Source organism: Sphingopyxis sp. OAS728 (genome assembly GCF_014873485.1).
In the GTDB taxonomy this organism is placed as follows: domain Bacteria; phylum Pseudomonadota; class Alphaproteobacteria; order Sphingomonadales; family Sphingomonadaceae; genus Sphingopyxis.
This window is the reverse complement of the sequence record NZ_JADBDT010000001.1, coordinates 4,720,938-4,745,929: the sequence shown is the minus strand read 5'-3', so window position 1 is coordinate 4,745,929 and position 24,992 is coordinate 4,720,938. Positions and strand designations below refer to the sequence as shown.

17 protein-coding genes are annotated in these 24,992 nt (G+C 64.9%); 8 read left to right on the top strand and 9 right to left on the bottom strand.

The window, feature by feature from the left end; genetic code table 11:
* The first annotated feature begins 231 nt into the window (after positions 1-231).
* From GGC65_RS22390 to GGC65_RS22355, 8 genes are all read left to right on the top strand, one after another.
* Positions 232-2,367, top strand: coding sequence for a TonB-dependent siderophore receptor (locus GGC65_RS22390; RefSeq protein WP_192649173.1), 2,136 nt, complete (start codon positions 232-234; stop codon positions 2,365-2,367).
* A gap of 94 nt (positions 2,368-2,461) precedes the next feature.
* A complete protein-coding gene (locus GGC65_RS22385) occupies positions 2,462-3,841 on the top strand; it encodes an amidohydrolase family protein (RefSeq protein WP_192649172.1) in 1,380 nt (459 codons plus the stop codon).
* A complete protein-coding gene (locus GGC65_RS22380; RefSeq protein ID WP_192649171.1) occupies positions 3,831-4,952 on the top strand; it encodes a dipeptidase in 1,122 nt (373 codons plus the stop codon). Before GGC65_RS22385 ends, GGC65_RS22380 begins: the two co-directional genes overlap by 11 nt.
* Positions 4,945-5,898 (top strand): ornithine cyclodeaminase family protein, encoded by a 954-nt coding sequence (locus tag GGC65_RS22375; RefSeq protein WP_318780222.1) that lies wholly within the window; start codon positions 4,945-4,947, stop codon positions 5,896-5,898. Before GGC65_RS22380 ends, GGC65_RS22375 begins: the two co-directional genes overlap by 8 nt.
* 168 nt (positions 5,899-6,066) lie before the next feature.
* Positions 6,067-7,737, top strand: coding sequence for an MFS transporter (locus GGC65_RS22370; RefSeq protein ID WP_192649170.1), 1,671 nt, complete (start codon positions 6,067-6,069; stop codon positions 7,735-7,737).
* Position 7,738: 1 nt separating this feature from the next.
* Complete coding sequence (locus tag GGC65_RS22365) at positions 7,739-8,902, top strand: HlyD family secretion protein (protein ID WP_192649169.1); 1,164 nt, start codon at positions 7,739-7,741, stop codon at positions 8,900-8,902.
* Entirely contained in the window at positions 8,899-10,323 is a 1,425-nt protein-coding gene (locus tag GGC65_RS22360; RefSeq protein ID WP_318780221.1) for an efflux transporter outer membrane subunit, read from the top strand. The genes GGC65_RS22365 and GGC65_RS22360 overlap by 4 nt, the downstream gene beginning before the upstream one ends.
* 322 nt (positions 10,324-10,645) lie before the next feature.
* On the top strand, positions 10,646-13,357 hold the full coding sequence (locus tag GGC65_RS22355) for a TonB-dependent receptor plug domain-containing protein (RefSeq protein ID WP_192649168.1): 2,712 nt from the start codon (positions 10,646-10,648) through the stop codon (positions 13,355-13,357).
* 110 nt (positions 13,358-13,467) lie between these two features.
* Here the strand turns inward: GGC65_RS22355 and GGC65_RS22350 are convergent, their stop codons facing one another.
* The 9 genes from GGC65_RS22350 to GGC65_RS22310 all read right to left on the bottom strand — a co-directional run bounded on the left by GGC65_RS22350 (position 13,468) and on the right by GGC65_RS22310 (position 24,906).
* Positions 13,468-14,025, bottom strand: a complete 558-nt coding sequence (locus GGC65_RS22350; protein ID WP_192649167.1) for a hypothetical protein — start codon at positions 14,023-14,025, stop codon at positions 13,468-13,470.
* Positions 14,026-14,200: 175 nt separating this feature from the next.
* Entirely contained in the window at positions 14,201-16,186 is a 1,986-nt protein-coding gene (locus GGC65_RS22345) for a serine hydrolase domain-containing protein (RefSeq protein ID WP_192649685.1), read from the bottom strand.
* A gap of 2 nt (positions 16,187-16,188) precedes the next feature.
* On the bottom strand, positions 16,189-17,475 hold the full coding sequence (locus GGC65_RS22340; RefSeq protein WP_192649166.1) for a metal-dependent hydrolase family protein: 1,287 nt from the start codon (positions 17,473-17,475) through the stop codon (positions 16,189-16,191).
* 28 nt (positions 17,476-17,503) lie between these two features.
* Positions 17,504-18,514, bottom strand: a complete 1,011-nt coding sequence (locus GGC65_RS22335; protein WP_192649165.1) for a dipeptide epimerase — start codon at positions 18,512-18,514, stop codon at positions 17,504-17,506.
* Positions 18,515-18,534: 20 nt separating this feature from the next.
* The gene (locus GGC65_RS22330) at positions 18,535-19,965 is read right to left on the bottom strand and encodes a serine hydrolase domain-containing protein (protein WP_192649164.1); all 1,431 of its coding nucleotides are present in this window, start codon (positions 19,963-19,965) and stop codon (positions 18,535-18,537) included.
* A gap of 4 nt (positions 19,966-19,969) precedes the next feature.
* Positions 19,970-21,595, bottom strand: coding sequence for an N-acyl-D-amino-acid deacylase family protein (locus tag GGC65_RS22325; RefSeq protein WP_192649163.1), 1,626 nt, complete (start codon positions 21,593-21,595; stop codon positions 19,970-19,972).
* Positions 21,596-21,644: 49 nt separating this feature from the next.
* Complete coding sequence (locus GGC65_RS22320) at positions 21,645-22,709, bottom strand: alpha/beta fold hydrolase (protein ID WP_192649162.1); 1,065 nt, start codon at positions 22,707-22,709, stop codon at positions 21,645-21,647.
* Entirely contained in the window at positions 22,706-23,863 is a 1,158-nt protein-coding gene (locus GGC65_RS22315) for a hypothetical protein (protein WP_192649161.1), read from the bottom strand. The genes GGC65_RS22320 and GGC65_RS22315 overlap by 4 nt, the downstream gene beginning before the upstream one ends.
* Positions 23,860-24,906 (bottom strand): DUF1611 domain-containing protein, encoded by a 1,047-nt coding sequence (locus GGC65_RS22310; protein WP_318780220.1) that lies wholly within the window; start codon positions 24,904-24,906, stop codon positions 23,860-23,862. The genes GGC65_RS22315 and GGC65_RS22310 overlap by 4 nt, the downstream gene beginning before the upstream one ends.
* Positions 24,907-24,992: the final 86 nt, after the last annotated feature.

Here is a 24,992-nt window from a genome sequence, read left to right as displayed (position 1 = left end):
AAAATTTCGGATTCGTGATGAAGGGGTAACATAATAATGCGCTGCAGAACAAGCGTCGCGCCGGGTCGATGCGACGCGGGCGGGTTGTGGCCTGTCGTGATATTTGTCCCGCGGAAAGCCTTCGACGCGTCCATGTCGCGAAAACAGCCCTAAACGATGTTGCAAATGCGAGTTACTCTCATTAGTGGCGCTTTACCGACGCGGCCGGGCCGCCGACAAAAGGGGGAAAAGATGCGCCGTTCCATTCGTTTGCTGCTGACCGGATCGGCGCTTCTGTATACCGCGACATTCGCCCAGGCGCAGCAAGATGCGCCGCCGACGGCGGCCGACGAAGAACCGGGCGATGCCATCGTCGTGACCGCCTATGGCCGGACCGACCAGCCCACCGCCGCAACCGGGCTTCCGCTCTCCCCGCTTGAAACGCCGCAAACGATCAGCGTGATTACGCAACAGCAGATCCAGGACCAGGGGTTCAACACGATCAACGATGCGCTCGACTTTACCGTCGGCATTTCCAAGAAGGACATCGACCGCGGGCGCAGCGCGATCACCGCGCGCGGTTTCGAGGTGCAGAATTTCCAGCTCGACGGCGCGCCTTTCGAAAATGGCAATGTCGGCTTTGGCGAGACCAGCACCGCGCAATATGAGCGCGTCGACCTGGTGCGCGGTGCCGCCGGCCTGATGCAGGGCGCCGGCGACCCGTCGGCGGTCGTCAACCTGATCCGCAAACATGCGACGGCAGGCGACTTTGCGGGCAACATCAGCGTCGAGGCCGGATCGTGGGATCGCTTCGCCGCAACGCTCGATGTCCAGTCGCCGCTCAACGCCGCTGGCACGGTGCGCGCACGCGCGGTCGCGCAGGCCTATACGCAGGACAGTTTCGTCGACCTCGAAAAGAAGAAGGGCCTCCTTCTCTATGGCGTGATCGACGCCGATCTGGGCGACCGCACGACGCTGTCGATCGGTGCAAGCTACCAGCGCGACGAGCGCGACGGGATCATGTGGGCCCAGCTGCCCTATTGGTATACCGACGGCACGCGCACCGACTGGCGGCGATCGAAGACCACCGGCGCCGACTGGGGGCTCTGGAACACCACCGAGATTTCGGCCTTTGCCACCCTCAAGCACAAATTGGGCGGCGATTGGGAAATTCGCGGCGACATCGGTTATCACAAGGGACTCGAAAATTCGAAACTGCTGTGGCTCGACGGCCTGCCCGATCGCATTACCGGCGCGGGCGTGAACACGTCGGGTTACTGGTACAAGACCGACCCCGAGCAATGGCATGGCAGCGTCCAGGCCAGCGGTAGCTTCAACTTGCTGGGCGGCCAGCACGACCTCGCGTTCGGCGCGATGGCGAGCCGCGTCGACAACGGCTGGACGAACCGCGATCCGATCGCGATCGACCCGATCACCGACTTCAACAGCTTCGACGGCCGGCTCGCCGAGCCTGAATGGGGCGAGCGATATGACATGTCCGGTTTCGGCAACACGACGCAGGCGGCGGTGTACGCCTCGACGCGGATCAGCCTGATCGGCGGGCTGAAGCTCATCGGCGGCGGCCGCGTCAGCTATTACAAGCGCGAAGAGCATGAGAGCCTGTACAGTTCACCCTACACCCTCTCGTACAAGGGCCAGATCACGCCTTATGTCGGGCTGGTCTACAACCTGACGGACAATCTGTCCGCCTATGCAAGCTACACCAACATCTTCAAGCCACAGGGCGACCTGCGCGACCGCAACAACAAGCTGATCGATCCGCTCGAAGGCACCAATTATGAAGCCGGTCTGAAAGCACTGCTGCTCGATGGTCAGTTGCTTGCGACGGTCTCGGTCTATCGGATCGAACAGGACAATCTGGCGGTCGCCGACGGCCTGATCCCTGGCACGCCTATTCAGGCCTATCGCGGCATGAAGGGGACCGTCGCCAAGGGCTATGAACTGGAAGTCGTCGGGAAGATCACCCCGCAATGGGACGTCAGCGCCGGCTGGAGCGATTATAGCGCGAAGGACGCTGAGGGAGCGCATGTACTCGCGCATCAGCCGCGCCGCGTGTTCAACTTTGCGACCCGGTACGATTTTACCGGCATGTTCGACGGCCTGAGTGTCGGCGGCGCGTTGAAATGGGAAAGCCGTCCGCCGGTGACCGCCGTCAATCCGGGGTCGAACGTCGAGGAGCGGATCGGCCAACCCGCCTATGCCATCGCCAATATCATGGCGCGCTACGACCTGACCGAGGCCCTGTCGCTGCAGGTCAATGTCGACAATCTCTTCGACAAGCGCTTTTTCAGCGGCAACGTCTGGTTCCCCGGCTTCGTATATGGCGAGCCGCGAAACGCGCGGGTGACGCTGAAATACAACTTCTGACGAAATAGCAGAAACATGTCCGCAGCTCCGCTTTTCTCCGGTGGCGGGTGCGGGGCGATTGCGGACATGAAATGAGGGCGCTAGCCACGAGCGCATGACATCGGTCCGCTCACGCCCGTTGGCGCTCGTCGCTGCCTTTCAGTCGCTTGGCATTGCCGCATTGCTGATGGCGTGGGCACCCTCGCACGCGGCCGAGCAGGTGCTTTACACCAATGCGTCGGTCATCGACGGCACGGGCGGCCCCTCACGCGCCGGGCAGGACATTCTGATCGACGGCGAACGGATCGTGGCGATCGGCGCACATGACACGCTGGCAGAGCGCGCCGTGACCGCGCGCCGGGTCGACCTGACCGGACGCTTCGTGATCCCGGGACTCATCGACAGCCACGTGCATCTCGCCACCCCGCCGAACCGCGCCCGCGCCGAAGCGATCTTGCGCCGAAACCTTTATGGCGGGGTCACCGCAGTGCGCGACATGGCGGACGATCTGCGCGCGGTAGGCGAGCTTTCGCGTGCGTCCTTGATCGGCGAGATTCCCGCGCCCGATATTTATTACGCCGCGCTGATGGCAGGGCCGTCCTTTTTCGAGGATCCGCGCGTCCTCGCCGTCAGTCGGGGTTTCACCCCGGGCACGGCGCCATGGATGCAGGCGATCGACAAAGGAACCGATCTTCGCACCGCAATCACACTCGCACGCGGCACATCGGCGAGCGCGATCAAAATCTACGCCAATCTGCCCGCCGAGCGCGTCAAGGCAATCACCGCCGAGGCACACCGGCAGAAGATGATGATCTGGGCGCACAGTGCAGTCTTCCCTGCCCGCCCAGCCGAGGTGATCGCAGCGGGCGTCGATTCGGTCAGCCATGTCTGTTATCTCGGCTATGAAGCGCAGCCCGACATGCTCGCGGCCTATCAGGACCGCACTCCGGTCAACGAGGCGCTGCTCGCGCCGACCGGCGACGATCCGGTCGTCGCCCGCCTTTTCGACGCGATGCGGAAACACGGTACGATCCTTGACGCGACCGGCAGCCTGTTCGTGAAGTTCGAGGCCGCGCGCAAGGCCGATCCGAAAGCCAAACCATTGCGCTGCACCGGCGCCCAGACGATCCGCCTGACGCAGCAGGCGTGGCGCGCCGGCCTGCCGATTTCGACCGGCACCGATTTCGCCAATCCCGCCGGCGACGCATGGCCCGAAGTCCACGCCGAGCTTCGCTATCTCGCGCATGACGTCGGCATGCCGCCGCTCGCGGTCATCCATTCGGCGACGCTCGTCGGCGCGCGTGCGGCGGGGCAGGACAAGGATATGGGGTCGATCGAGCCCGGCAAGCTCGCGAACTTCGTCGTGCTGGCCGCTGACCCGCTCGCCGACATCGACAATATCGAACGCATCGAAATGACCGTGAAGCGCGGCTGCCAATATCGGCGCGCCGACTATATCGCCCCGACGGCGAAGGAACTTGGCAATGACGATTGAACGCCGCGCGATGCTCGCGGGTGCAGCGGGACTGGCTGCGACATCTCTCCTGCCCGCTACGGCACATGCCGCGGCGCCCGACGGTCGCAAATGGGTTATCGTAAATGCGCTGGGCGGCCTCGCCGATCCCAATGTGCGCGATGCGCCCGATCCCTTTTCACCACGCGTGCTGGCCGAAGCCCACGCGTCGGGCATCACCGCGATCAACTGCACCCTCGGCTATGTCGCGGGACCGGCTGACCCCTTCGAAAAGAGCGTCGCCGACGTCGCCGAGATGGACATGCTGCTGCGCCGCTATCCGCGCGATCTGCTCAAGATTTTGAGCGCGGCCGACATCCGCCGCGCCAAGGCCGAAAAGAAGATCGGGATCATCTATGGCTTTCAGAATGGCGCGATGATGGGCAAGGACGCCGCCCGCGTCGACATCTTCGCCAACATGGGCGTGCGCATCTTCCAGATCACCTATAATCCCGCGAACCAGCTCGGCGACGGATCGATGGCACCCGACAATCGCGGACTCACCCCGTTCGGACGCGAAGTGGTCGAGCGGCTCAACGCACAGAAGATGATCGTCGACCTGTCGCACAGCGGCGAAAAAACCTGCGTTGAAGCCGCGCGCGTGTCGAACGCGCCGGTCTCGATCAACCACACCGGTTGCCGCGCAGTCACCGACCTGCCGCGCAACAAGACCGACGCCGAGTTGCGGCTCGTTGCCGAAAGGGGCGGCTTTATCGGCATCTATTTCATGCCCTTCCTCAACATCTCGGGCCACGCCCGCGCCGAAGACGTCGTGGCGCATATCGATCATGCGGTGAATATCTGCGGCGAGGATCATGTCGGAATCGGCACCGACGGCACCGTAGGCCAAATCGACGATCTTCGCGCGTATGAAGCCGTGCTGGCAAAGGAGATTGCCGAGCGTCGCGCGGCGGGGATCAGCGCTTCGGGCGAGCGGCCCGACACCTATCTCTTCGTCGTCGACCTGCGCGGGCCCGACCAGTTCCGCAAACTGATCGCGTTGCTCGCCGCGCGCGGCTATTCGAGCCGCCGGATCGAGAAGATCATGGGGCTCAATTTCCTGCGCCATGCGGAAAGCGTCTGGGGTGGCTGATCCGATCCGCTTCATCGATGCCGAGGAAGTCCGCGAGCGGCTCGACCACCGGATATGCATCGACCTGATGCGCGGCGCGATGATCGCGCTCGCCGAAGGACGCAGCCGGCAATTGCTGCGCGGCATCATCGACCTCGACGGCGGCGATCTATTCGGGGTCATGCCGGGTGCACTCGACGGCGCGGGCTTCGGGGCGAAGATCATCAGCATTTTTCCTGCGGCCGCAGCGCATGGTAGCTCGCATCAGGGCGTCATCATCCTGTTCGATCGTGTGAGCGGGGCGCCGGTGTGCGTGATCGACGCCAGCGAGGTCACCGCGATCCGCACCGCCGCCGCTTCGGCGGCGGCGACCGACGCGCTCGCCCGCCCTGCGGCCAGCCGCCTTGCGATCATAGGGACGGGCGAGCAGGCATGGCACCATGTCGCCGCCATCCGCTATGTGCGATCGCTCACCGACGTACGGATCTGGGGTCGCGCGCCCGAAAAGGCGGAGGAGCTTGCCGACCGAGTCACGCGCGATTTGGGCCTCACAGCGCAGGTGGCCGCTTCGGTGGCCGAGGCTGCGGTGGGCGCTGACATCATCTGCACGCTGACCGGCGCAGCCGAGCCGATCCTGCTCAACGGACATATCGCGGACGGCGTGCATATAAATGCGGTCGGCTCAAGCCGTGCCGGCCCGTCCGAGATCGACATCGCGCTGGTCGCGCGCGCACGCTTCGTGCCCGATCATCGCGAAGGGGTGCTCGCGCAGGGCGCGGAATATCTGCGCGCGCGCGACGCCGGGGTCATCACCGAAGCACATGTCCTGCCCGAGGTCGGGCATGTCTTTTCGGGGGCAGCGCCGGGCCGCCTGACGGCATTGGACGTCACCATCTATAAATCGCTCGGCTCGATCGTGCAGGACCTGGCCAGCGCTGCGTGGCTTTGGAAGACGTATTCCAGCTGAGAATCTGAGGGAAGACCGACACCTAAGAGGCTGCAACCCTGCCCTCGATGCGGTAAAGAAAATCATGTTTATCGAACCGACTCGCCGCCGCCCTTTGGGTGCTGCGATCATGACGGTCACGAACCCGCTCGCGCCGCGCCCGTGACTGCGAAGCCAGCATAGCGCGCCATGGCGGAATATGTCTTCAAGCCGCACGAACGGCCAACGCTTCCGGGATCGCCCGCCAATCCCGATCATCCGACCTCGCGCATGGTGCGCCATTTCCTGATCGGCTGCCTGATCGGGATCACCGGCGGTCTCGGCAATGCGCTGGTCACGGTCAATCTCAATTTCGCGCAAGGAACGCTCGGGCTGAACAGCGACGAGGCGGCGTGGCTGACCGCCGCCTATTTCATGACCAACGTCACCGCGAACCTGCTGCTGGTCAAATATCGCCAGCAATTCGGGCTGCAGCCGTTCATCCGCTACACGCTCGTCGCCTATGCGGTGACGACGCTGATGCACCTGTTCATCCACGATTTCTGGACGTCGGTCGCGGTGCGGGCGATGAGCGGGATCGCGGCGAGCGGCCTGTCGACCCTCACCATCCTCTATTTCTTCCAGGCGCTTCCGGCATCGAAGCGCCTCGCCGCCGTGATGATCGGCATCTGTATCCCGCAGATCGCGACGCCGCTCGCGCGCGTGCTGTCGCCGGGGCTCCTCATCTGGGGCGACTGGCACAATCTATACTGGTTCGAATTCGGGTTGGCGCTGGCGACGCTCGCCGCGGTGATGGCGCAGCCGCTGCCGCCGAGCGAGCGCGAGAAAGTGTTCGAACCGCTCGACTTCCTGACATTCGGCTTGCTCGCGCCAGGACTGTGGCTGCTGGTCGCCGTCCTCTCGCAGGGCCGAATCCAGTGGTGGACCGAACGGCAGTGGATCGGCTGGTCGCTCGCCGCCAGCGTCGCGCTGATCGCCGCCGCGATCCTCGTCGAACATCATCGTAGAAATCCCCTGATAAACACCCGCTGGCTCGGTACACGCGAGATGATGCGACTGATAGCGGTCGCCGCATCGGTGCGTATCCTGCTGTCCGAACAGGCGTTCGGTTCGATCGGCTTTCTGAATGCTGTCGGACTGATCAACGACCAATTGGTCACGCTGAACCTGATCGTCGTTTTTGCATCGATCGCCGGTCTGGCTACTGCGGTTTTGACCTTCCGCCCGGACAATCTGACGCGGCCGATCATCATCGCGGTCATCTTGATCGTGATCGGATCCTTCATGGACGCCAATTCGACCAACCTCACCCGCCCCGGCCATTTCTACCTCAGCCAGGCGCTGATCGGTTTCGCGTCTTTGCTCTTCCTCGCCCAGGCGATGGTGATCGGCATCGCGCGGACCCTGCTTGCGGGCGGCAAGAATTTCATCAGCTTTGTCGTATTGTTCAGCATGAGCCAGAGCATCGGCGGGCTCGCGGGCGGCACCCTGCTCGGAACCTTCCAGACGGTTCGCGAAAAATATCACTCGCACGAACTGGTCCAGAATATCGTCGCCAGCGATCCGCTCGTCGCGGCGCGGCTCGGTGCCGGCAGCCGCGTCGTGGCCGGGACGGTCGGCGATCCGGTGCTGCGCAGCGCGGAGGGGGGGGCGTTGCTCAGCCAGCAAGTCACGCGCGAGGCCAATATCCTTGCGTATAATGACGTATTCCTGCTGGTCGGGGTACTCGCGATCCTGACGACGATATGGGGCTTCATGATTAGCCGAGGCATCCGACGGCGAAACGAACCGTCACCGGTGATATTATTGGTACAGCGCCTGCAAGCGCAGGCACAGGCGCAGGCTCAACAGGGGCAATGATATGAGCGACGAGCCAAAGGCGAACACGCCGAAACCCGGACCCGCAGCGGCAGCCCCGCCGCCCGAAACCGCGCCGCCGGCCGATCCGCAGGTCGACGCACAGCCGTCGGCGTGGCGCCCTCCGGACAAGACCCGCACGACCGTGATCGTCATCGTCGTCGCCGCGGTCGTGGCGGTGCTCGCGATCCTCTATGCGTGGGACCTGCCACCCTTTGCCGGCAGGGCGGAACGGACCGATAACGCCTATGTCCGCGGGCGTGTGACGATCATCAGCCCGCAGGTCAGCGGCTATGTCACCAGCGTTCCGGTGCAGGATTTTGCCGAGGTCAAGGTGGGCCAGGTGCTCGCGACGATCGACGACCGCATCTACCGCGCACGCGTTGCGCAGGCCGAGGCGAATGTCGCGGCGCAGCAGGCCGCGCTCGCCAATTCGGCGCAGGCGCAGCGGTCGCGCGAGGTCGCCACCGACAGCCAGAATGCCGGTATCGCCAACGCGCAGGCGCAGCTGACGCGCGCCGAGGCCGACATGCGCCGCGCGCGCACGCTCGCCGCAGACGGCTCGATCTCGACCCGCGAGCTCGACCAGACCCGCGCAGCGCTGCTCGCGGCGCAGGCATCGTTGCAGCAGGCGCGTGCGAGCCGCTCGATCGGCACGCAGGACGTCCGAACGGTCGTCGTCGCGCGCGCCGGTCTCGAAGCCGCGGTCGCTTCGGCGAAGGCGCAGCTCCGCCTCGCCCAGATTGACCTCGACAACACGATCATCCGCGCGCCCGCCGACGGCCAATTATCCGAAGTCGGCGTGCGTTTGGGGGCTTATGTCACCGCAGGCACGCAACTGCTGTCGGTCGTCCCACACAATGTGTGGGTCATCGCCAACTTCAAGGAAGCGCAGACCGGCAAGATGGCGATCGGCCAGCGGGCGCGGTTCAGCGTCGACGCGCTCGGCGGCGCCGAACTGACCGGGCGGATCGAGAATCTGTCACCCGCCGCAGGCTCCGAATTCGCGGTGCTGAAGGCCGACAATGCTACCGGCAATTTTGTGAAGGTGGCGCAGCGGATCGCGGTGCGGATTGCAATCGACAAGGGGCAATCGGCGGCGAAGCGGCTGCGGCCCGGCATGTCGGTCGAGGTCCGTATCGACACGAGCGGCGGGGCGCGCCGGTGAAAATATCGCGCCTCGCACTCGCTTCGGCTCTGACAGCGGCGCTCACGGCCTGCGCCGGGCCCCAGGTTGCGACAACGACAGTGGCGCCCGTCGCGCCGCCGCTCGCGTGGCGGACCGACGCCGGCCCCAGCGCGGCGCTGCAGCGCGACTGGTGGCGGTCCTTCGGCGATCCGACTCTCACCGCGCTGGTCGACGCGGCGCTCGCGAACAACAGCGATATTGGCGTCGCCGCAGCACGCGTCCGCGAGGCGCGCGCCAATGTCGCGCTCGCTCGGGCGCAGACGCTGCCGGCAATCGACGCAACGCTCGGCGGCGGTAGGTCGCGATCGGTTAACGCCTTCGGTCAGCCCGTCGAGCAGAATTTCGCGCAGCCTCAACTTCAGGTCGCCTATGAGGTCGATCTGTTCGGCCGCCTCGCCGACCAGCAATCGGCCGCGCGCGATCTATATCTTGCGAGCGAGGCCGCGCACGACACGATCCAACTGTCGATCGCCGCGGCGGTAGCGGGCAATTATGTGGTCTTGCGCGGCCTCGACGCGCGGTTGGAGGTCGCGCGCGAAACAGTGAGCGCGCGATCGGAATCGCTCCGCATCGCCAAGTCGCGGGTCGGATCGGGCTATTCGCCGAAGCTCGAACTCGAACAGGCGCAGGCAGAATATGACGCTACGGCGCAGATCGTGCCGCAAATCGAACTCGCCATCGCTCGAACCGAAGACGCGTTAAGCCTGCTGGTCGGCGACAGCCCGCGCGCCATCGAGCGCGGCGAGGCGCTCGACCGGCTGACCGTGCCGCTTGTCCCGGACGGCCTGCCGTCCGAGCTGCTGCGCCGTCGGCCCGACGTGGCGCAAGCCGAATATCAGCTCGCAGCGTCCGACAAGAACCTCTCGGCGGCGCGCAAGCGTTTCCTGCCGCAGCTACGCCTTACCTCGGCCGCCGGTGCGGCCTTTTCTACGCTGCTCGGCGACCCGATTACGATCTGGTCGGTGGGCGGCAGCATATTGGCGCCCATCTTTCAGGGCGGACGACTAACGGCGCAGGCCGATGCCGCAGGCGCGCAGCGCGACCAGGCCGCCTTCGCCTATCGCCGCACCGCGCTCACCGCGTTTCGCGAGGTCGAGGATGCGCTGGCAGCTGTCCGTCTGATCGATGCCCAGATCGCCTTCGCCCAGTCGCAGCGCAATGCGCTGGCCGAGGGCCTCCGCCTCGCGACCAACCGCTATCGCGAAGGCTATTCGCCCTATCTGGAACAGCTTGATGCCCAGCGCGGCCTGCTGGGCTCCGAGCTGTCGCTGATCCAGCTCCACGCCGACGCACTCTCGGCGCGCATCCAGCTCTTCCAGGCGATGGGTGGCGGCTGGACGATTTGCGAGATTCCGGAAACATCCTGCGCGACGGCACCCCAAGTCGTCGATCCGTCATAAGACGAAGGCCGCTAGCAAGCCCCCTAAAGCGATCGCGCTCTCGGCCCGCCGTAGCGGCGCGGCCGCTGCGACCATGGTTGGCGATAGCTGCAATTTGAAACATGGTTTAAACGTCCTGATTCATGCGGTTATCGGGCCAAACCCGCATCCCTAAAGCCATACATTTTCCATAATTGAAAATTATGTCTCGATTGGGGTTGATTTTTCAAAAAAATCCGACTTTATAAAAAATCGCAAACCGGAGGACCAGATGAGCCTCGCGGTAAAACATAAGCGAACATCGGGCAGCAGAATCTGTCGTCCACAGGCGAAGGGGATAGTTATGAAATTCGTTCAATCCGGCTGGTATGCAGGCACCGCATTGTCGATGCTGGTCAGTCTGAACCCAGCCTATGCGCAGTCGGTCGACGCCGCGGCCGAGGGCGTTTCGGACCAGGAAATCGTGGTTAGCGGCTCGCGCATTCAGCGCGAAGGTTTCGACGCGCCCACCCCGACGACCGTGATCGGCGAGGCCGAATTGGCGCTCGGCAACCGCCCCAGCATCGCGCAGGTCCTGAACGACACGCCCCAGTTTCGCCCCACGTCGAGCCCGACGACGACGACCGGCAACACCGCCAGCGGCGTTTCGACCGCCGACATGCGCGGGCTCGGCGCGGTCCGCACGCTGACATTGCTCAACGGGCATCGCTTCTCGGGCGCCGCCGATCTCAACACCGTGCCGCAAAGCCTGGTCAAGCGTATCGACGTCGTCACTGGCGGCGCTTCGGCGGCTTGGGGCTCGGGCGCCGTCGCGGGAGTGGTCAATATCATTCTCGACGATGATTTCACCGGTTGGCGCATGGGCGCACAGGCCGGCGTATCGTCGCGCGGCGATGGCGCGCGTTATGGCGCCGACATTGCGTGGGGCACCGATTTCGCCGACGGGCGCGGCCATTTCATGGTCGCCGCCGACTATATGAACGAACGCGGCATCCTCGATCGCAAGAGCCGATCCAAGCTGGAATCGGGCGTATTCCTGCGCCCCGACGGCCGGCTCGAGCTCGTCAAAGACCCCAATCTGACGCAGCTCTACAACGGCGGCTCGATCCTCGGCCTGACCGGCGCACCCTATAATCTCGTCTTCAACCCCGATGGCAACATCGGCCCGTTCCCGCTCGGCAGCGTGACGCAGGGCGTGACGACCGTCGGCGGCGGCGGCCAGAATATCTATGATTATGTCGCGGTCAGCACGCCGTACGAACGCATCAACGGCTTCGCCCGCGCCGATTTCGAGGTGACCGACTCGCTGAAGGTCTGGGCCAATTTCAGCTACCACCGGATGACAGGCAATTACGGTTTCTTCCCCGAAACCCCGACCGCCGTGATCATGCCCGACAACGCCTTCCTGACGGCGGCGAATCGTACCGCGCTCGCCGCGGCCGGCGTCACCGGCCCGTTCATCCTTGGCCGCATGCTCGACGATGTCGGCCCCGACAAGATGCTGACCTTCAAGTACAACCGCCGTAACCTCGAAGGCGCGATCGGCCTCGACGGGACATTCGGCGACGGCTGGAGCTATAAATTCTACTATGATCACGGCGAGGTCCGGATCAACCAAAGCCTCAACAACCAGCGGATCAAGACGCGCTTCAACAATGGCGTCGACGCGGTTCTGGTGGGCAATACGCCAACCTGCCGGATCAACGTCGATGCATCGACCGCCAATGACGATCCCAATTGCGTGCCGATCAACCTGTTCGGCAACGGCAATATCTCGGCAGCTGCGGCAAAGTGGGCGTTCGGCGGATCGCAGCTGATTGCGACCACGAAGCTCGACACCGTGGGCGCCAGCCTGTCGGGACAGCCCTTCTCGACCTGGGCCGGCCCCGTCGACATCGCGATCGGCACCGACGCGCGCTGGGAAAAGCAGATCACCAACTATGTCGATCCGCTGTCGCTGGCGAACGCGCTCGGCACGCTCAATTCGTCGGCGACCAACGGCAGCTTCAACGTCAAGGAAGCCTTCGCCGAAGTGAACGTGCCGCTGCTCGACATCGCGGACGCGATCAAGCTCGAGATCAACGGCGCCGCGCGCTATTCGGATTACAGCACCAGCGGCGGCATCTGGTCGTGGAAGACCGGCGGAACGCTGCGCGTCGTCAACGACCTGCTGCTGCGCGCTGTCTATTCGCGCGACATTCGTTCGCCCAGCATCACCGAATATTTCCTCAACCGGTCGACGAACATCGGCAATGTCATCGATCCGTTCCCGAACTCAAGCGGCGCGGTCAACACGCCGCAGGCCAATGTGGTGGTGTATGGCGGCGGCAATCGCAACCTGACCCCCGAAATCTCGCACACGCTGACGCTCGGCGGCTCCTATTCGCCAAGCTACATCCCGGGCGTCCGCCTGTCGGTCGACTATTATGAGATCGACATCGACAATGTGATCACGACGGTGACCGCACAGGATCTGCTGCGCCAATGCTATGCGGCGAACCCGGCCGACCGAACATGCGGCGGCGTCATCACCCGCCTGCCGAACGGCAGCATCGAGTCGATGACGAACACCTTCCGCAACCTCGCCAACTATAACACCGCAGGGCTCGACATCGAGGCGTCGTACCGGACGAGCCTAGGCGACGGCACCCTCTCCTTCCGCGCTCTCGCCAATCATGTCTTCCATCTGAGGATCAACGGCACCGACGTGGCGGGCGTCGTCGGCGGAGAAACCGCCTTCTCGACCCCGAAGTGGCGCGGCTCGGGAACGATCGCGTTCGACAATGACTCTTTCGGCGCGAACCTGCGCGTGCGCTATGTCGACGGCGGCCTTTACAACACGCAGCTCGGCCCGACGCAGCAGCCGATCGTGAACAACCGCAACGGCAGCCGCACCTATGTCGACCTCGGGCTGCAGTTCAAGACGGGGCCGTTCACGCTGTTCGGCAACGTCAACAATCTGTTCGATCGCAAACCGCCGTTCACCCCCTATATCACCCCGAACTATGACGTCATCGGGCGCTATGTTTCGGGGGGCGTGAAGCTGAACTTCTAAGCCCTTATAACAGTTAGTCCCGGGGGCAGCGGTATCGCCGATACCGCTGCCCTTTTTTTGCGCCGGATCGGGGCTAGAAGGCTGCTCTGGGGTAGAAAGCGGACGTTTTCCTAGGGCCGCTCGTACATTTTTACATTACGCGCCATCGGACAAGCGTGCGGCGCAAGCTCAAGCTTGACGATTTCACGTCGGCGATATGCCGGGCTTACAACAAATGAAACTCGCACTCGCGCGTCTGCTCGAACTTCCCCTCCCGCCGTCGATACCGAATGGAAAGCCGGGCGAACCTCGCCTTCACCGTAGCTGAATACGAGCCCTTGAATGCTCCATTCTTCATTGCCGGAGGTGGTCTTCGATCCATTCGGAGCGCCAGGGCGGAAGTAATCCAAGCATCCTTCTACAGTTCGGAACTTCCCAGCCTCAACGGCATTCCGAATTGCTGCTGCGTCGCGAAAATCCACAACCACCATGAATGTGCAGAAAATTATCCAAGCAGCTGCGAAAAACGGCAGTGACCGGCGCGAGTGCCAATTTTCCCTTACTGCCATCCAAGCAAGCCCAGCGAAGATTATCCCCGCACAAAGAAAGATCGCTATAAACCAGTAAGCTGGTTGGATGAGTTCGGGCTGTCCCGTAAGGTCGAAAACTGTGCGGTAACTCTGGCCCATACGACATGCGTAGCTAAAGGCGCCAATGTCCGCAAACGGTCGGAGGCGGCCGTCGGCTTGAGAGCCGTATGAAGAGGATAAAAATAACCTCCCCGTCGCACGGCGACGAGGAGGTGAGGCAGCGCAGCGCGCCGACGGAGAGGCCCGGCCGAGCCCCTCCTCATCCAACTTGGCGTCAGTAGTTCACCGTCATCGCGAGCAGGCTGAAGGTCCACGCAACATACAGCGGCATGATCGTCGCGAAGAGCAGCAGCAGCGCCCAGAGGGTGCGAAACCAGCCGCGTTTCTCCTGACGGACGATGCGAAGACCCCAAGCTGCCAGCACGACGCCGCCGACGAGGACGATCAGGCCCGCGATCTGGAGGAACCACAGCCAAGGATCGTAGGACGGCAGCGCTTTCAGTGTCGACATGCTTATCACCCACGCTGCGACGAGCGCGAGCACCAGCCCCGACGCCACGCAGACGCCGCGATACACACGCAGCGACCGGCGTTCGAGCGTCAGCGGCGCCTTGTAATGACGGCGGATCAGCGCCGAGGCCGGCCACTGAAGCAGGGTGAGCAGCAGCACGCCGAGGCTGATATACATCGCGGGCATGATCCATGCCGCCGACTTGGGCGCCGGCGCGCGGTCGAACACCATGAAGGGCGAGATGCCGTCGATGCTCCAGCGCACGACTTTGCCGTCCACGACCTGCGCGGCGAGCCGGCCGTGGCCGTCGGCATTGTGCCAGACGAAGGGCGCGGTCTCGACCCATTTCGCGGGCTTTCCATTGAGGTCGCGCGCGGCGGGGACGATGAGTTCGCCCTTGGGACCGACGCTGATCTTCACCTGTCCGAGCAGCGACGCAATCGCGTAGAAATTGGTTTCCGCGCGGCGGCTGTTGAGCCAATTGCCGGCGAGCATCTGCGCATGTTCCGCCGAGGTTTTTGCGTCGACGCGCGTTGCGGGCATTTCGTTGCCGGGCAGATAGCGATCGGCAAAATCCTCGAACAAGGCGCGGCGCACGGGGCCTACCGACGCCTGCTCGCCCGTCGCGTTGAACGACATATAGATGCCGACATTTTCGTTCGTGAACAGATGGAGCGCGGTGTGGAACAGCTGCGTGTCGCCCAGATGCGCGATCACCTGCCGCCCGTTGATGTTGGTTTCGAAAAAGCCGAGCTCCATCCGGTTGAGCGGCGGCAGGATCGTCATCGGTGTGTCGTGCATCATTCGCGCGGTTTCAGGCTTCATCAGCCCTGCGCCCTGATTGAGGTGCGCGATCATGAATTTCGCCATGTCGGCGCCGGTCGAGGAGAGACCGCCTGCGGGCGACGGACCGACGATTTCGAACTTCGACGGCCCGGCCGAAAGCTGGCGATACCCCGTCGCCATCCACGGCGCAAACGCCTTGGGAAGAGGTTGCCTGAAAGTCGACTGTGCCATGCCGAGCGGCTGGAAGATGCGCTGTTCGACATAATCGTCGAACGACATTTTCGTCACGCGCTCGACGATATAGCCGGCGAGCGCGGTGCCATAGTTCGAGTAGGAGGGCGTCGTGCCCGGCGTGTAGATGCGGTTCGGAATGCCGCCCTTCACGAGCTCGCCGAGCGGGATCTGGAATTTCCTGTCCTCGAACATGGTGAGCTTGCCATGTTCCTCGAACCCTGCGGTATGCGTCATCAGCTGGCGCATCGTTGCGGGCTTGCCGTCCTTCGGCGGGATCCTGAAATCGAGGTAGGTGTTGACGTCGGCGTCGAGGTCGATCTTGCCCGCCTCGACCTGCTGCATCACCGCGGTCCAGGTGAACAGCTTCGACACCGATCCGGGGCGGAAGAGCGTGCGCGCGGGGTCGACCGGGGTGCGCTTGGCGGCGTCGGCATAACCGAAGCCGCGCTGCGTCAGCACCTGTCCGTCCTTGACCACGACGATCACCGCGCCGGCGAGGTCGCCGCGCTTGAGCGCGAAGGGCACAAAGCCGTCGAGCCAGCTATCGACATCCTGTTTCGTCAGCGTTGCCGATACTGCGAGCGGCGCTGCAACGGGCGATGGGGCCTTTTGCGTCTCGACCGCCGGCTTGGGCGCGATGGCGGGCGCCAGCGGCGTCGCCGGCTTCGTCGCCGCCGTGCCGAGCATCAGGACGAGCGGCAGCATCGCGAACAGCTTGATCGAGCGCATCGTCATTCCCCTGCCGCTCGCACGACGGCACCGCGCGCCATGACGAAGCCCATGGTTTCGAGCGTGCGTACGTCAGTCAGCGGGTCGCCTTTCACTGCGACGATATCGGCCGACTTGCCGGCGGCGAGCGTGCCGATTTCGGCCTCAAGCCCGGCATGTGTTGCCGCCCACACGGTCGCGGATTTGATCGTCTCGAGCGGGGTCAGCCCCGCCTTGACCATCAGCGCGAATTCGCGGGCGTTCTCGCCATGCTTCGACACCGCGCTGTCGGTCCCGAATGCGATGCGCACCCCGCCCTTATGCGCGCGGCGCAGCGCATCGACCATCAGCGGTCCGACCGTGCGCGCCTTGGCGCGAACCGGCGCGGGCATCCACTCGGCGGTTTCGGCCTGCCGCGCAACGGTGTCACCAGCGAGCAGCGTGGGAACGAGATAGCTGCCCTTCGCCTTGAACAACCGGATCGATTCCGCGTCGAGATAGGTACCATGCTCGACCGAATCGACGCCGGCGCGCAGCGCGGCATTGACCCCGTCGGTGCCATGCGCGTGCGCGGCGACCTTGCGGCCGAGACGGTGCGCGGTGTCGACGATCGCGATCAATTCGGCGTCGCTCATCTGCTGGCCGAGCCCCGCCGCGGTGTTCGACATCACGCCGCCGGTCGAGGCGGTCTTGATCACGTCGGCGCCCTGCTGCACCGCCAGCCGGACGGCGCGCGCGCAATCGTCGGCGCCCGAGCAGAGCGTCGGCGAACGGAACAGGTCGATGATTTCCTGCCGATAGCCATGGACGTCACCATGCCCGCCATGCGCCGCGACCCCGCCCGCGGCGATGATCCGCGGCCCGATGACCTTCCCTGTCGCGGTGGCATCGCGCAGCGCGTTGATCGCCTGCGGATCGGAACCGAGATCGACCACCGTCGTGAACCCGGCGCGCACGGTGCGCTTGGCGAAGACGACGCCATCGAACGCCTGATCGACCGTCGATTTGGTCACCGCATCGAGGCGGCTCGTCGGGCTCGATTCAAAGGTCAGATGAACGTGGCTGTCGATGAGGCCCGGCATGACGAACTGGTCGCGAAGATCGACGACCTTGCCCTCGCCGACGAAACCATCGCGGATCGCGGCGACCTTGCCGCCTTCGACGACGATAGTCTTGTTCGTTTCGACCCGGCCGCTCGCCGGATCGGCGAGCAGGCGGCCGGCGTGGATATAGGTCGTCGTCGGTTCTTGCGCCGCGACCGGCTGGGCCAGCGCGACCAGTGCGAGCCCCGCGAATATCGTCTTTTTCATCATGCCTCTCCCTGTCCCGTTATCGTTATCAGCCGAGCTTGCGCCCCCAGATCGCCTCGCCGCACCATGCGTTGCCATCGACATATTCGATCGAAGGCTTGCGATCGTCCGCAAGGAAGATCGGGCCGTCGAGATCGACGATGTCACAGAGCTGTCCGACGATGAACGACGGCGCCATCGCGAGGCTGGAGCCGACCATATTGCCGACCATGACACCAAGCCCGAGTTCGCGGGCGCGCTGGGCGATGGCGAGGCCCTCGGTCAGGCCGCCGCACTTATCGAGCTTGATGTTCACGACGTCGAAGCGGCCGACGAGCTCGTCGACATCGGCCAGCGTCAGCGCGCTTTCGTCCGCCGCAATCGGGATCGGACATTGATAGCCGGTGAGATCGGCCTCGCGCCCGCGCGCGAGCGGCTGTTCGAGCAGTTTGACGTCGGCGGCGACCAGCGCCGCGACGAGCGTATCGAGATCGCCGATCGCAAAGCCCTGATTGGCATCGACCCCGATCCAGCATTCGGGCCGCGCCGCGCGCACCGCCTGTACGCGGGCGATATCGACGTCGAGGTCGCCGGTGAGCTTGAGCTTGAGCGCGCGCGCTTGCGCATAATGGCGCGCGCCTTCGGCCATCACCTCGGGATCGTCGGCGCCGAGCGTGAAGGTCGTGCGAAGCGGGCGCGGTTCGGCGAGGCCGGCGAGCTCCCAGACGGGCACGCCGCTGCGCCGGGCTTCCAGCTCCCACAGCGCGCAATCGAGCGCATTGCGCGCGCCGCCCGCGGGGAGCAGCGCCTGTAGCTGGTCGCGCGTGATCCCGGCCTCGACCGCGCCGCGCACGCTTTCGATCGCGGCCGTCATCGCGGGCACGTCGTCGCCGAGATAATAGACCCCCGACGCCTCGCCGCGCCCGCTGTACGTGCCGTCGGACAGCGTGACGAGCACGACCGGCGTGTCGGTGAAGACATGCCCCGAAATGCGGAATGGCTTGGCGAGCGGGAGCGATTCAATCGCGAGGTCGAGCGAGAGAGGGGTTAGCGTCGTCATCGAATCTATCCTTCGGTTGTTCAGGAAGCAGGCACAGCGGGCGCGAGCGCCGCGGCGATCTGCGAGAGATATTTGTTCCAGTCGAAAGTCTGCCCCTCGGGAGTCCAACCGAGGCGGACGATCACCGTATCCTGCGACGGGATCGCCGCGACGATCTGGAAGCTGTGCCCGCGCGCCATGACGGTGTCGGCAGGGAGGTCGGGGTAGAGCTTGCGGCGTTCGCCGGCAGGCTCGGGCTGGTTGAGCCAAAGCTGCGCGCCATAGACGGGCCGCGGCGCCGCGCTGGTCGGCGTGACCGCGAAATCGAGCCATTGTTTCGAGAGCAATTGTTTGCCGCCGACCTTGCCCTTGTTGAGATGCAGCAGGCCATATCTCGCCCAGTCGCGCGCGGTGGCATAGGCGTAGGAGCTGCCGACCTGCACGCCGGCCTCGTCGGGCTCGATCAGCGCGCTGGTCATGCCCGTGGGCTCGAACAGGCGTTTTTGCGCAAAGCGCGTCATGCCTTGAAGCGTCCCGCCGGTCGCCTGAAACACGATGCGCGAAAGGATATTGGTCGTGCCCGACGAATAGCTCCAGTTCGTGCCCGGCGCATCCTTCAGCGGCAGCGCGGCCGCCATCGCGCCCATGTCGCCCGCCTCGAACAGCATCTTGATCGAGTCATTGCCGGGCACATAGCTTTCGCTGAAGGTCAGGCCGCTCGACATGGTGAGTAACTGGCGCAGCGTGATCTTCGCGCGCGGGTCGCCTTCGCCCTTCCACTCGGGTACCGGTGCCGGTTCGTCGAGTTTGAGAACGCCGTCATCGACCAGCAGGCCGACCAAAGTTCCCATGATGCTCTTCGACGCCGACCAGCCGAGCAGTTCGGTATTGCGGTCAAAGCCGGGCGCATAGCGTTCGGCGACGATCGCCCCGCCCTGCACGACGACGATCGCGCGGGTGTCAGGATAGCCGCCCTTATTCTGTTCGTCGAAGGCCGCGCGCACCGCCTTGTCGAGCGCGACGCGGTCGAGCCTGGCTTCGGCGGCCGCCTGGAGCTTGGGCACCGGCGCGTCGCCGATCGGCCAGCGTTTCGCCGCGTTGCCGCGCGTCGGCTTCAGCTTCGCCGACTGTGCATCGAGCGCGGCGGTGGAAACATCGCCGGTCAGCAGTGTGCACCCCGCAACCGGGCGAAACAGCGCGGTGCGCGTCGCCGCGCCCGGCGCTGATGCCGTCACCGTCCGCGCCTCGCGGTCGACCGCCAGCGTCACCGCCGTCATGAACGGCGCAAAGGCATGGATATCGTCGCGCAGCACATCGGCCTCGGCGCGTTCGGCGACGAAGATGCTGGCACAAGCGATCTGCGCCGACACCGCGGTGCCGAGGTCTTCGGGCTTCGCAATCGGCGGGGCGGCGGCAAGCGCCGGTCCCGAGGCTGCAAGCGCGAGAACAAGGCTCGAAATCATCCGCATCATATCTTCAGACGCCGCAGCTATGGCGCAGCACTGCCCCGGCCTTGGCCCCCGTATGCTTGCCATTCGCGATCGTGACGACGCCGTTGACGATCACCGTCTCGATCCCGGTCGGCGACGCGGTGGGCTTTTCCCAGCTTGCGACATCGTCGAGCTTGTCCAAGTCGAACACGACGATATCGGCGCGCATCCCGTCGCGGATCAGCCCGCGGTCGGTGAGCCCCATGCGCTGCGCCGGCCAGCCAGTCATCTTGCGCACCGCATCCTCGAGCGACAGCACCGGACGACGCTTCACATATTCGGCGATGATGCGCGGGAAGGTGCCATAGGCGCGCGGGTGCGGCAGGCCGAGCGCGTCCATCTCGCCCAGCTTCTCCGACGCCGCCGCATCGCTGCCGATGCTGACCCACGGCTGCTTGATCGCGGTCTCGATGTCCTGCTCGCTCATCATGAAATAGAGCGCGACCGAGCGGTTCGGCAGGCCTTCGAGCAAGATATCCCACGCGACATCGGCGGGATCGCGATTGAGCGCCTTGCCGATCTCGGCGAGGCTCTTGCCGTGGTACGGCTTGTATTTTTCGCTGAACCCGTTCGCCAGACGAACGTTGGCGAAGCCGCCCGATGCGTGGACGAGGTTCGACCAGCCGGGCATCGAACCCGCGGCGACCTCCTTCTTCATCCTTTCGCGCACCTTGGGATCGCGCAGTCGTTCGATCCCCTTCTGCACGCCGTCGGCCCACACCCAGCTCGGCGCGATGATCTCGAGCCCCGTGCCGCCCGCGGTATAGGGATAAAGGTCCGCGGCGACATCGACGCCGCGCGCGCGCGCCGCGTTGATCGTCGCCACCGCCTGCGGCATCAGCTTGCCCCAGCCGGGGGCATAGGCGGCCTTCAGGTGAAAGATCTCGACCTTGACCCCGCCCTTCTCGCCGATCTCGATCGCTTCCTCGATCGCCTTGACGAGGCCTTCGCTCTCGTCGCGCATGTGGGTGGCGTAAAAGCCGTCGCACTGCGCCGCGACCTTCGCCAGCGTAACAAGGTCCGACGTGGTCTGGAAGCTGCTCGGCGGATAGATCAGCGCGCTGGTGATGCCGAACGCGCCATTGTCCATCGCGATCTTGACCTCGCGCCCCATCGCGTCGAGCTGCGCCGGGGTTGGCGATCCGGCACCATCGCCCATCACCTTCACGCGCGCCTGCGTTGCCGAATAGTAAGTGCCGTAATTGACCGAGATGCCCTGTTTTTCGAGCTGGCTGAAATGCGCCGGAATCTCCGCCGCCTCGGCGGGCGGTCCGCCTTCGCCCGCGATGACGGTGGTGACGCCCATCAACAGCTTGTTCTCGGCCGCGCCATTCTTGACCAGCACGCGCCCCGACTGGTCCATCATGTCGATGAAGCCCGGCGAGACATAGCGGCCCGTCGCGTCGATTTCCCTGGTACCGCGCCCGGCAACGCGGCCGATCCGCACAACCCGGCCGTCCTTGACCGCGACGTCGGCGCTGACCCACGGGCTGCCCGCGCCATCGAGCACGCGGCCGCCGCGGATCACGATGTCATATTCGGGCGCCGGGGTGTTCGCGGCGAGCAACAACGGCAGCATCGACATCGCACCCAAGAGGATCTTACGCTTCATCATTCTTCTCCCTGTCGGCGGCCCCACGACCCGCGATCTTCGTCCTTCGTTACCGGGTGGTCCCTTTATCGGCGCCTATCTGGTCGGCGCGCACATCGCTCACGACCTCGCGGACTGCGGCGATCACCAGATCGGGCCGGTCGATCTGGATATAATGGCCCGCGTCGGGCACGACCTGCTGGCGGCCGCGCGTCGAAAGTGCCGCCTGTTCGGCGTTGAGCGCCTTCCATTCCTGTTTGAAGCGCACGCCGTCCGATGCCTTCAACGACAACCCCTTGAGTTCTTCGGGCTTGAGCGGCGCCATAGCGGTCAGCACGATCACCGGCCGGTTTCCGAAACTCTTGACTGCGCGCGCGTCGTCCATCGTCTGGTCGAAGCCGTCGAGTTCGGACGTCGCACCGTGCACCGACTTGCTGGCATAGGCCGCCATCCGTGCCGCCGCGTCCTTCGGCAATTTCCCCTGCCCGGCATTCGCCATCGCGAGGCGCACGATGCCCGTCCACGACAGCGCCGTGGCGGTGTGCATGATCCACCCCGCCTGCCGCGGATGCGCATCGACCTTCACGGCCTTGCCAAGCCGCGCGACCTGGTCGGGATGCGATGCGTCGACCATCACCAGCCCCGCGACCTGCTCGCCATATTTGCCGACATAGGTGCGCGTGTAGGGCCCGCCGATCGAATGGCCGACGAGCACCAGCGGACCGGTGATGCCCGCGCCCTTCAGCAGCGCATGAAGATCGTCCGCGACGGCGGACGCACGCTGCGGCGTATCCTTTGCATCGCTCCACATGATTCCGGCGCGGTCATAGGCACAGGCGCGCGTGAAGCCGGCAATCTCGTCATGGACCAGCGTCCAGTCGATCGTCCCGCCCGTACCAAGGCCGGATTCGAAGACGACGGTCGGCGATCCGGTGCCGCGGCAGTCGATGTGCATCTTGCGTCCGCCGATATCGACCATCTGCCCGCGCGGGGGATAGTTCGCCGCGGCGCTTTTTCGGCCGAGGGCCTCATAAATCGCGCCCACCACGACGAGCAGGATCAGCAGCAGAAGCAGCCCGAGCAACATACGCTTCCCCCAGAGCCGGATCCGCGCCCAGCCAGTCACTTTCGTCACGTCACATTCCCCTGCACGGCGGGTTGAAGCTGTTGTTTCCGGCTGCGAACCAGCCGGTACAGGCCGACCGTCAGCAATGGCGCGACATAGACCGCGAGGAACACCCAGGAGAGAAAGCGGTAACCGCTGGCGATCAGCGTCACGAGGCCGAAGCGGTCGGCGAGGAACATGCAGCCGACAAGCAGCGCGCCCGCGATACCGGCGCGCGCCCGCTTGCCTAGCGGCGCCCCGCCGCGCGCCCGGCGCGCCGCATCGACGCGCTCGTTGATCGCGTGCACCGAGCCCGCGCCGCTTTCGAGCAGGGCCGCGAAGATCATGAACTGGAAGAGCAGGTGGAACAGCGGCATTTCGAGTTGCCGCAGCATGAAATCGGACGGCAGCGTTTCGCTCACGATGCCCGGATAGAAAGCGATCATCGCGGCGAAGAAGAGGATCGCGGGCGCCATCGCGAGCGGGCCGGCGATCAGGCCCGCGGTCACCGCGTCGCGCTGGCTGGTCAGATGGCGGATCACCGGCAGGATCACCACCGCGCCGATGACGTTATATCCGGTATAGGTCAGGCCGCCGAGGATCCAGCCGTCGGACGGCGCGGGAATGGCGAACCGCGCGGCAATCTCATCGCCAAAACTGCTCAGCGCGAAGACCATGAACAGCGCGTAGACGCCGTAGAGCAGGAAGGAGACATATTTAAACAGGCCCTCGACCGAGGAATTGCCGAAGGTCACGAAGAGCGCAATCGACGCGGCGAGGAATGCCGTTCCCGCGAGCGGCGGCCAGCCGAAGATCGACGCGCCAATCTCGCCCGCCGCGGCGCCGAACACTGCGAGCACGAGCGTCACGAGCAGGACATAACCGACCTCGAACAGGATCCACGCGCGCCCCAGAAGCCCTTCGAAAAAGCTGCGATAATCGAACGCGCCCATCGCGCGGGCGAGCGAGAAGGTCACCGCGCAGATGATGCTCCACAGCACCATTGCCAGCAGCATCGCCGCCAGTCCGCCCCACGGCCCACTCGGCAGGAAAAATTCCGCGAGCTCGCGCCCGGTGGCGTAACCGCCACCGATCACGACGGCCTTGAAGGCGAAACCCGGCAACAGGAAGCGCTGGAACCAGGAGGATCCAGCCGACGCTGCCGGGATGGCCGCTGCGCTCATGCGAGACAGCTATCCACGAGACGGGCGAAGGCTTCGCCGCCGCGGATCGGGTCTGCGACCGGGAGGCCGAGCCGTTCGCTTTCGGCCGCCATCAGGGCGATGGCCTCTTCCTCGCCCAGATGCGCGGTGTTGAAGGACACGCCTGCACAACGGATCGCCGGATTGGTCCGGCTACCCAGCCGCAGGTTGAGATCGATCGTTTCCTCGATGCTCGGCAAGCTGTAGCCGGGAGATCCGAGTATTTCTTCGCGACCGGGTTCATGGCACACGACGATCACGTCAGGCTGGCTCCCGTGGAGCAGGCCCAGCGATACCGCGGCATAAGCGGGGTGAAACAGCGAGCCCTGCCCTTCCACGACATCCCAGTGATCGTCGGCGGCGTCGGGGCTCACCGTCTCCGCCGCGCCCGCCTCGAAATCCGAGACGACCGCGTCCATCGGCACGCCGCCGCCGGCGATCATGATGCCCGTCTGTCCCGTCGCGCGGAAATCGGCGTCGACGCCGCGCGCGGCAAAGGCACGCGCGAGCGCAAGCGCCGTATATTTCTTGCCGAGCGCACAGTCGGTTCCGACGGTGAGCAGGCGCTTGCCGCTCCGCTTGCGGCCCGTGCCGACCGGCAGACCGGCAGGCGGATGGCGCACGTCGATCAACTGGCGACCGAGGCGCTCGGCCCGCGCGGCGAGTTCGGGCATATCGGCGAGCCGCATATGCATGCCGCTGACAATATCGAGCCCCGCTTCGAGCGCTTCGAAGAGCGCCGGCATCCAGCTTTCGGGAATCACGCCGCCGCTGTTCGCGACGCCGATGAGCAGCGACCGCGCGCCGCGCGCCTTGGCTTCGGCCGGTGCAAGCTGCTCCAGCCCGGCGCTGACCGTCGCACCCCGCAGCGCATATTCGCCGACGCATTTCTCGGGCGCCCAGTCGCGAAGACCGAACGCGGTCTTCGCATAACCACGGATCGTCGTGTCGCCGAGGAACAGCAAATAGGGCTGCGGAAGCTGCAAGGCACCGCCAGCGACATCGAGGGAAGTTTGAATGTTCACGTCTCTCACCAAATTCGGAAGCGCGGCTGAATCGGCCGATTTCTCAGTATCGATCCTGCAATCACTCCTGTTGACCTGTTTGGGAC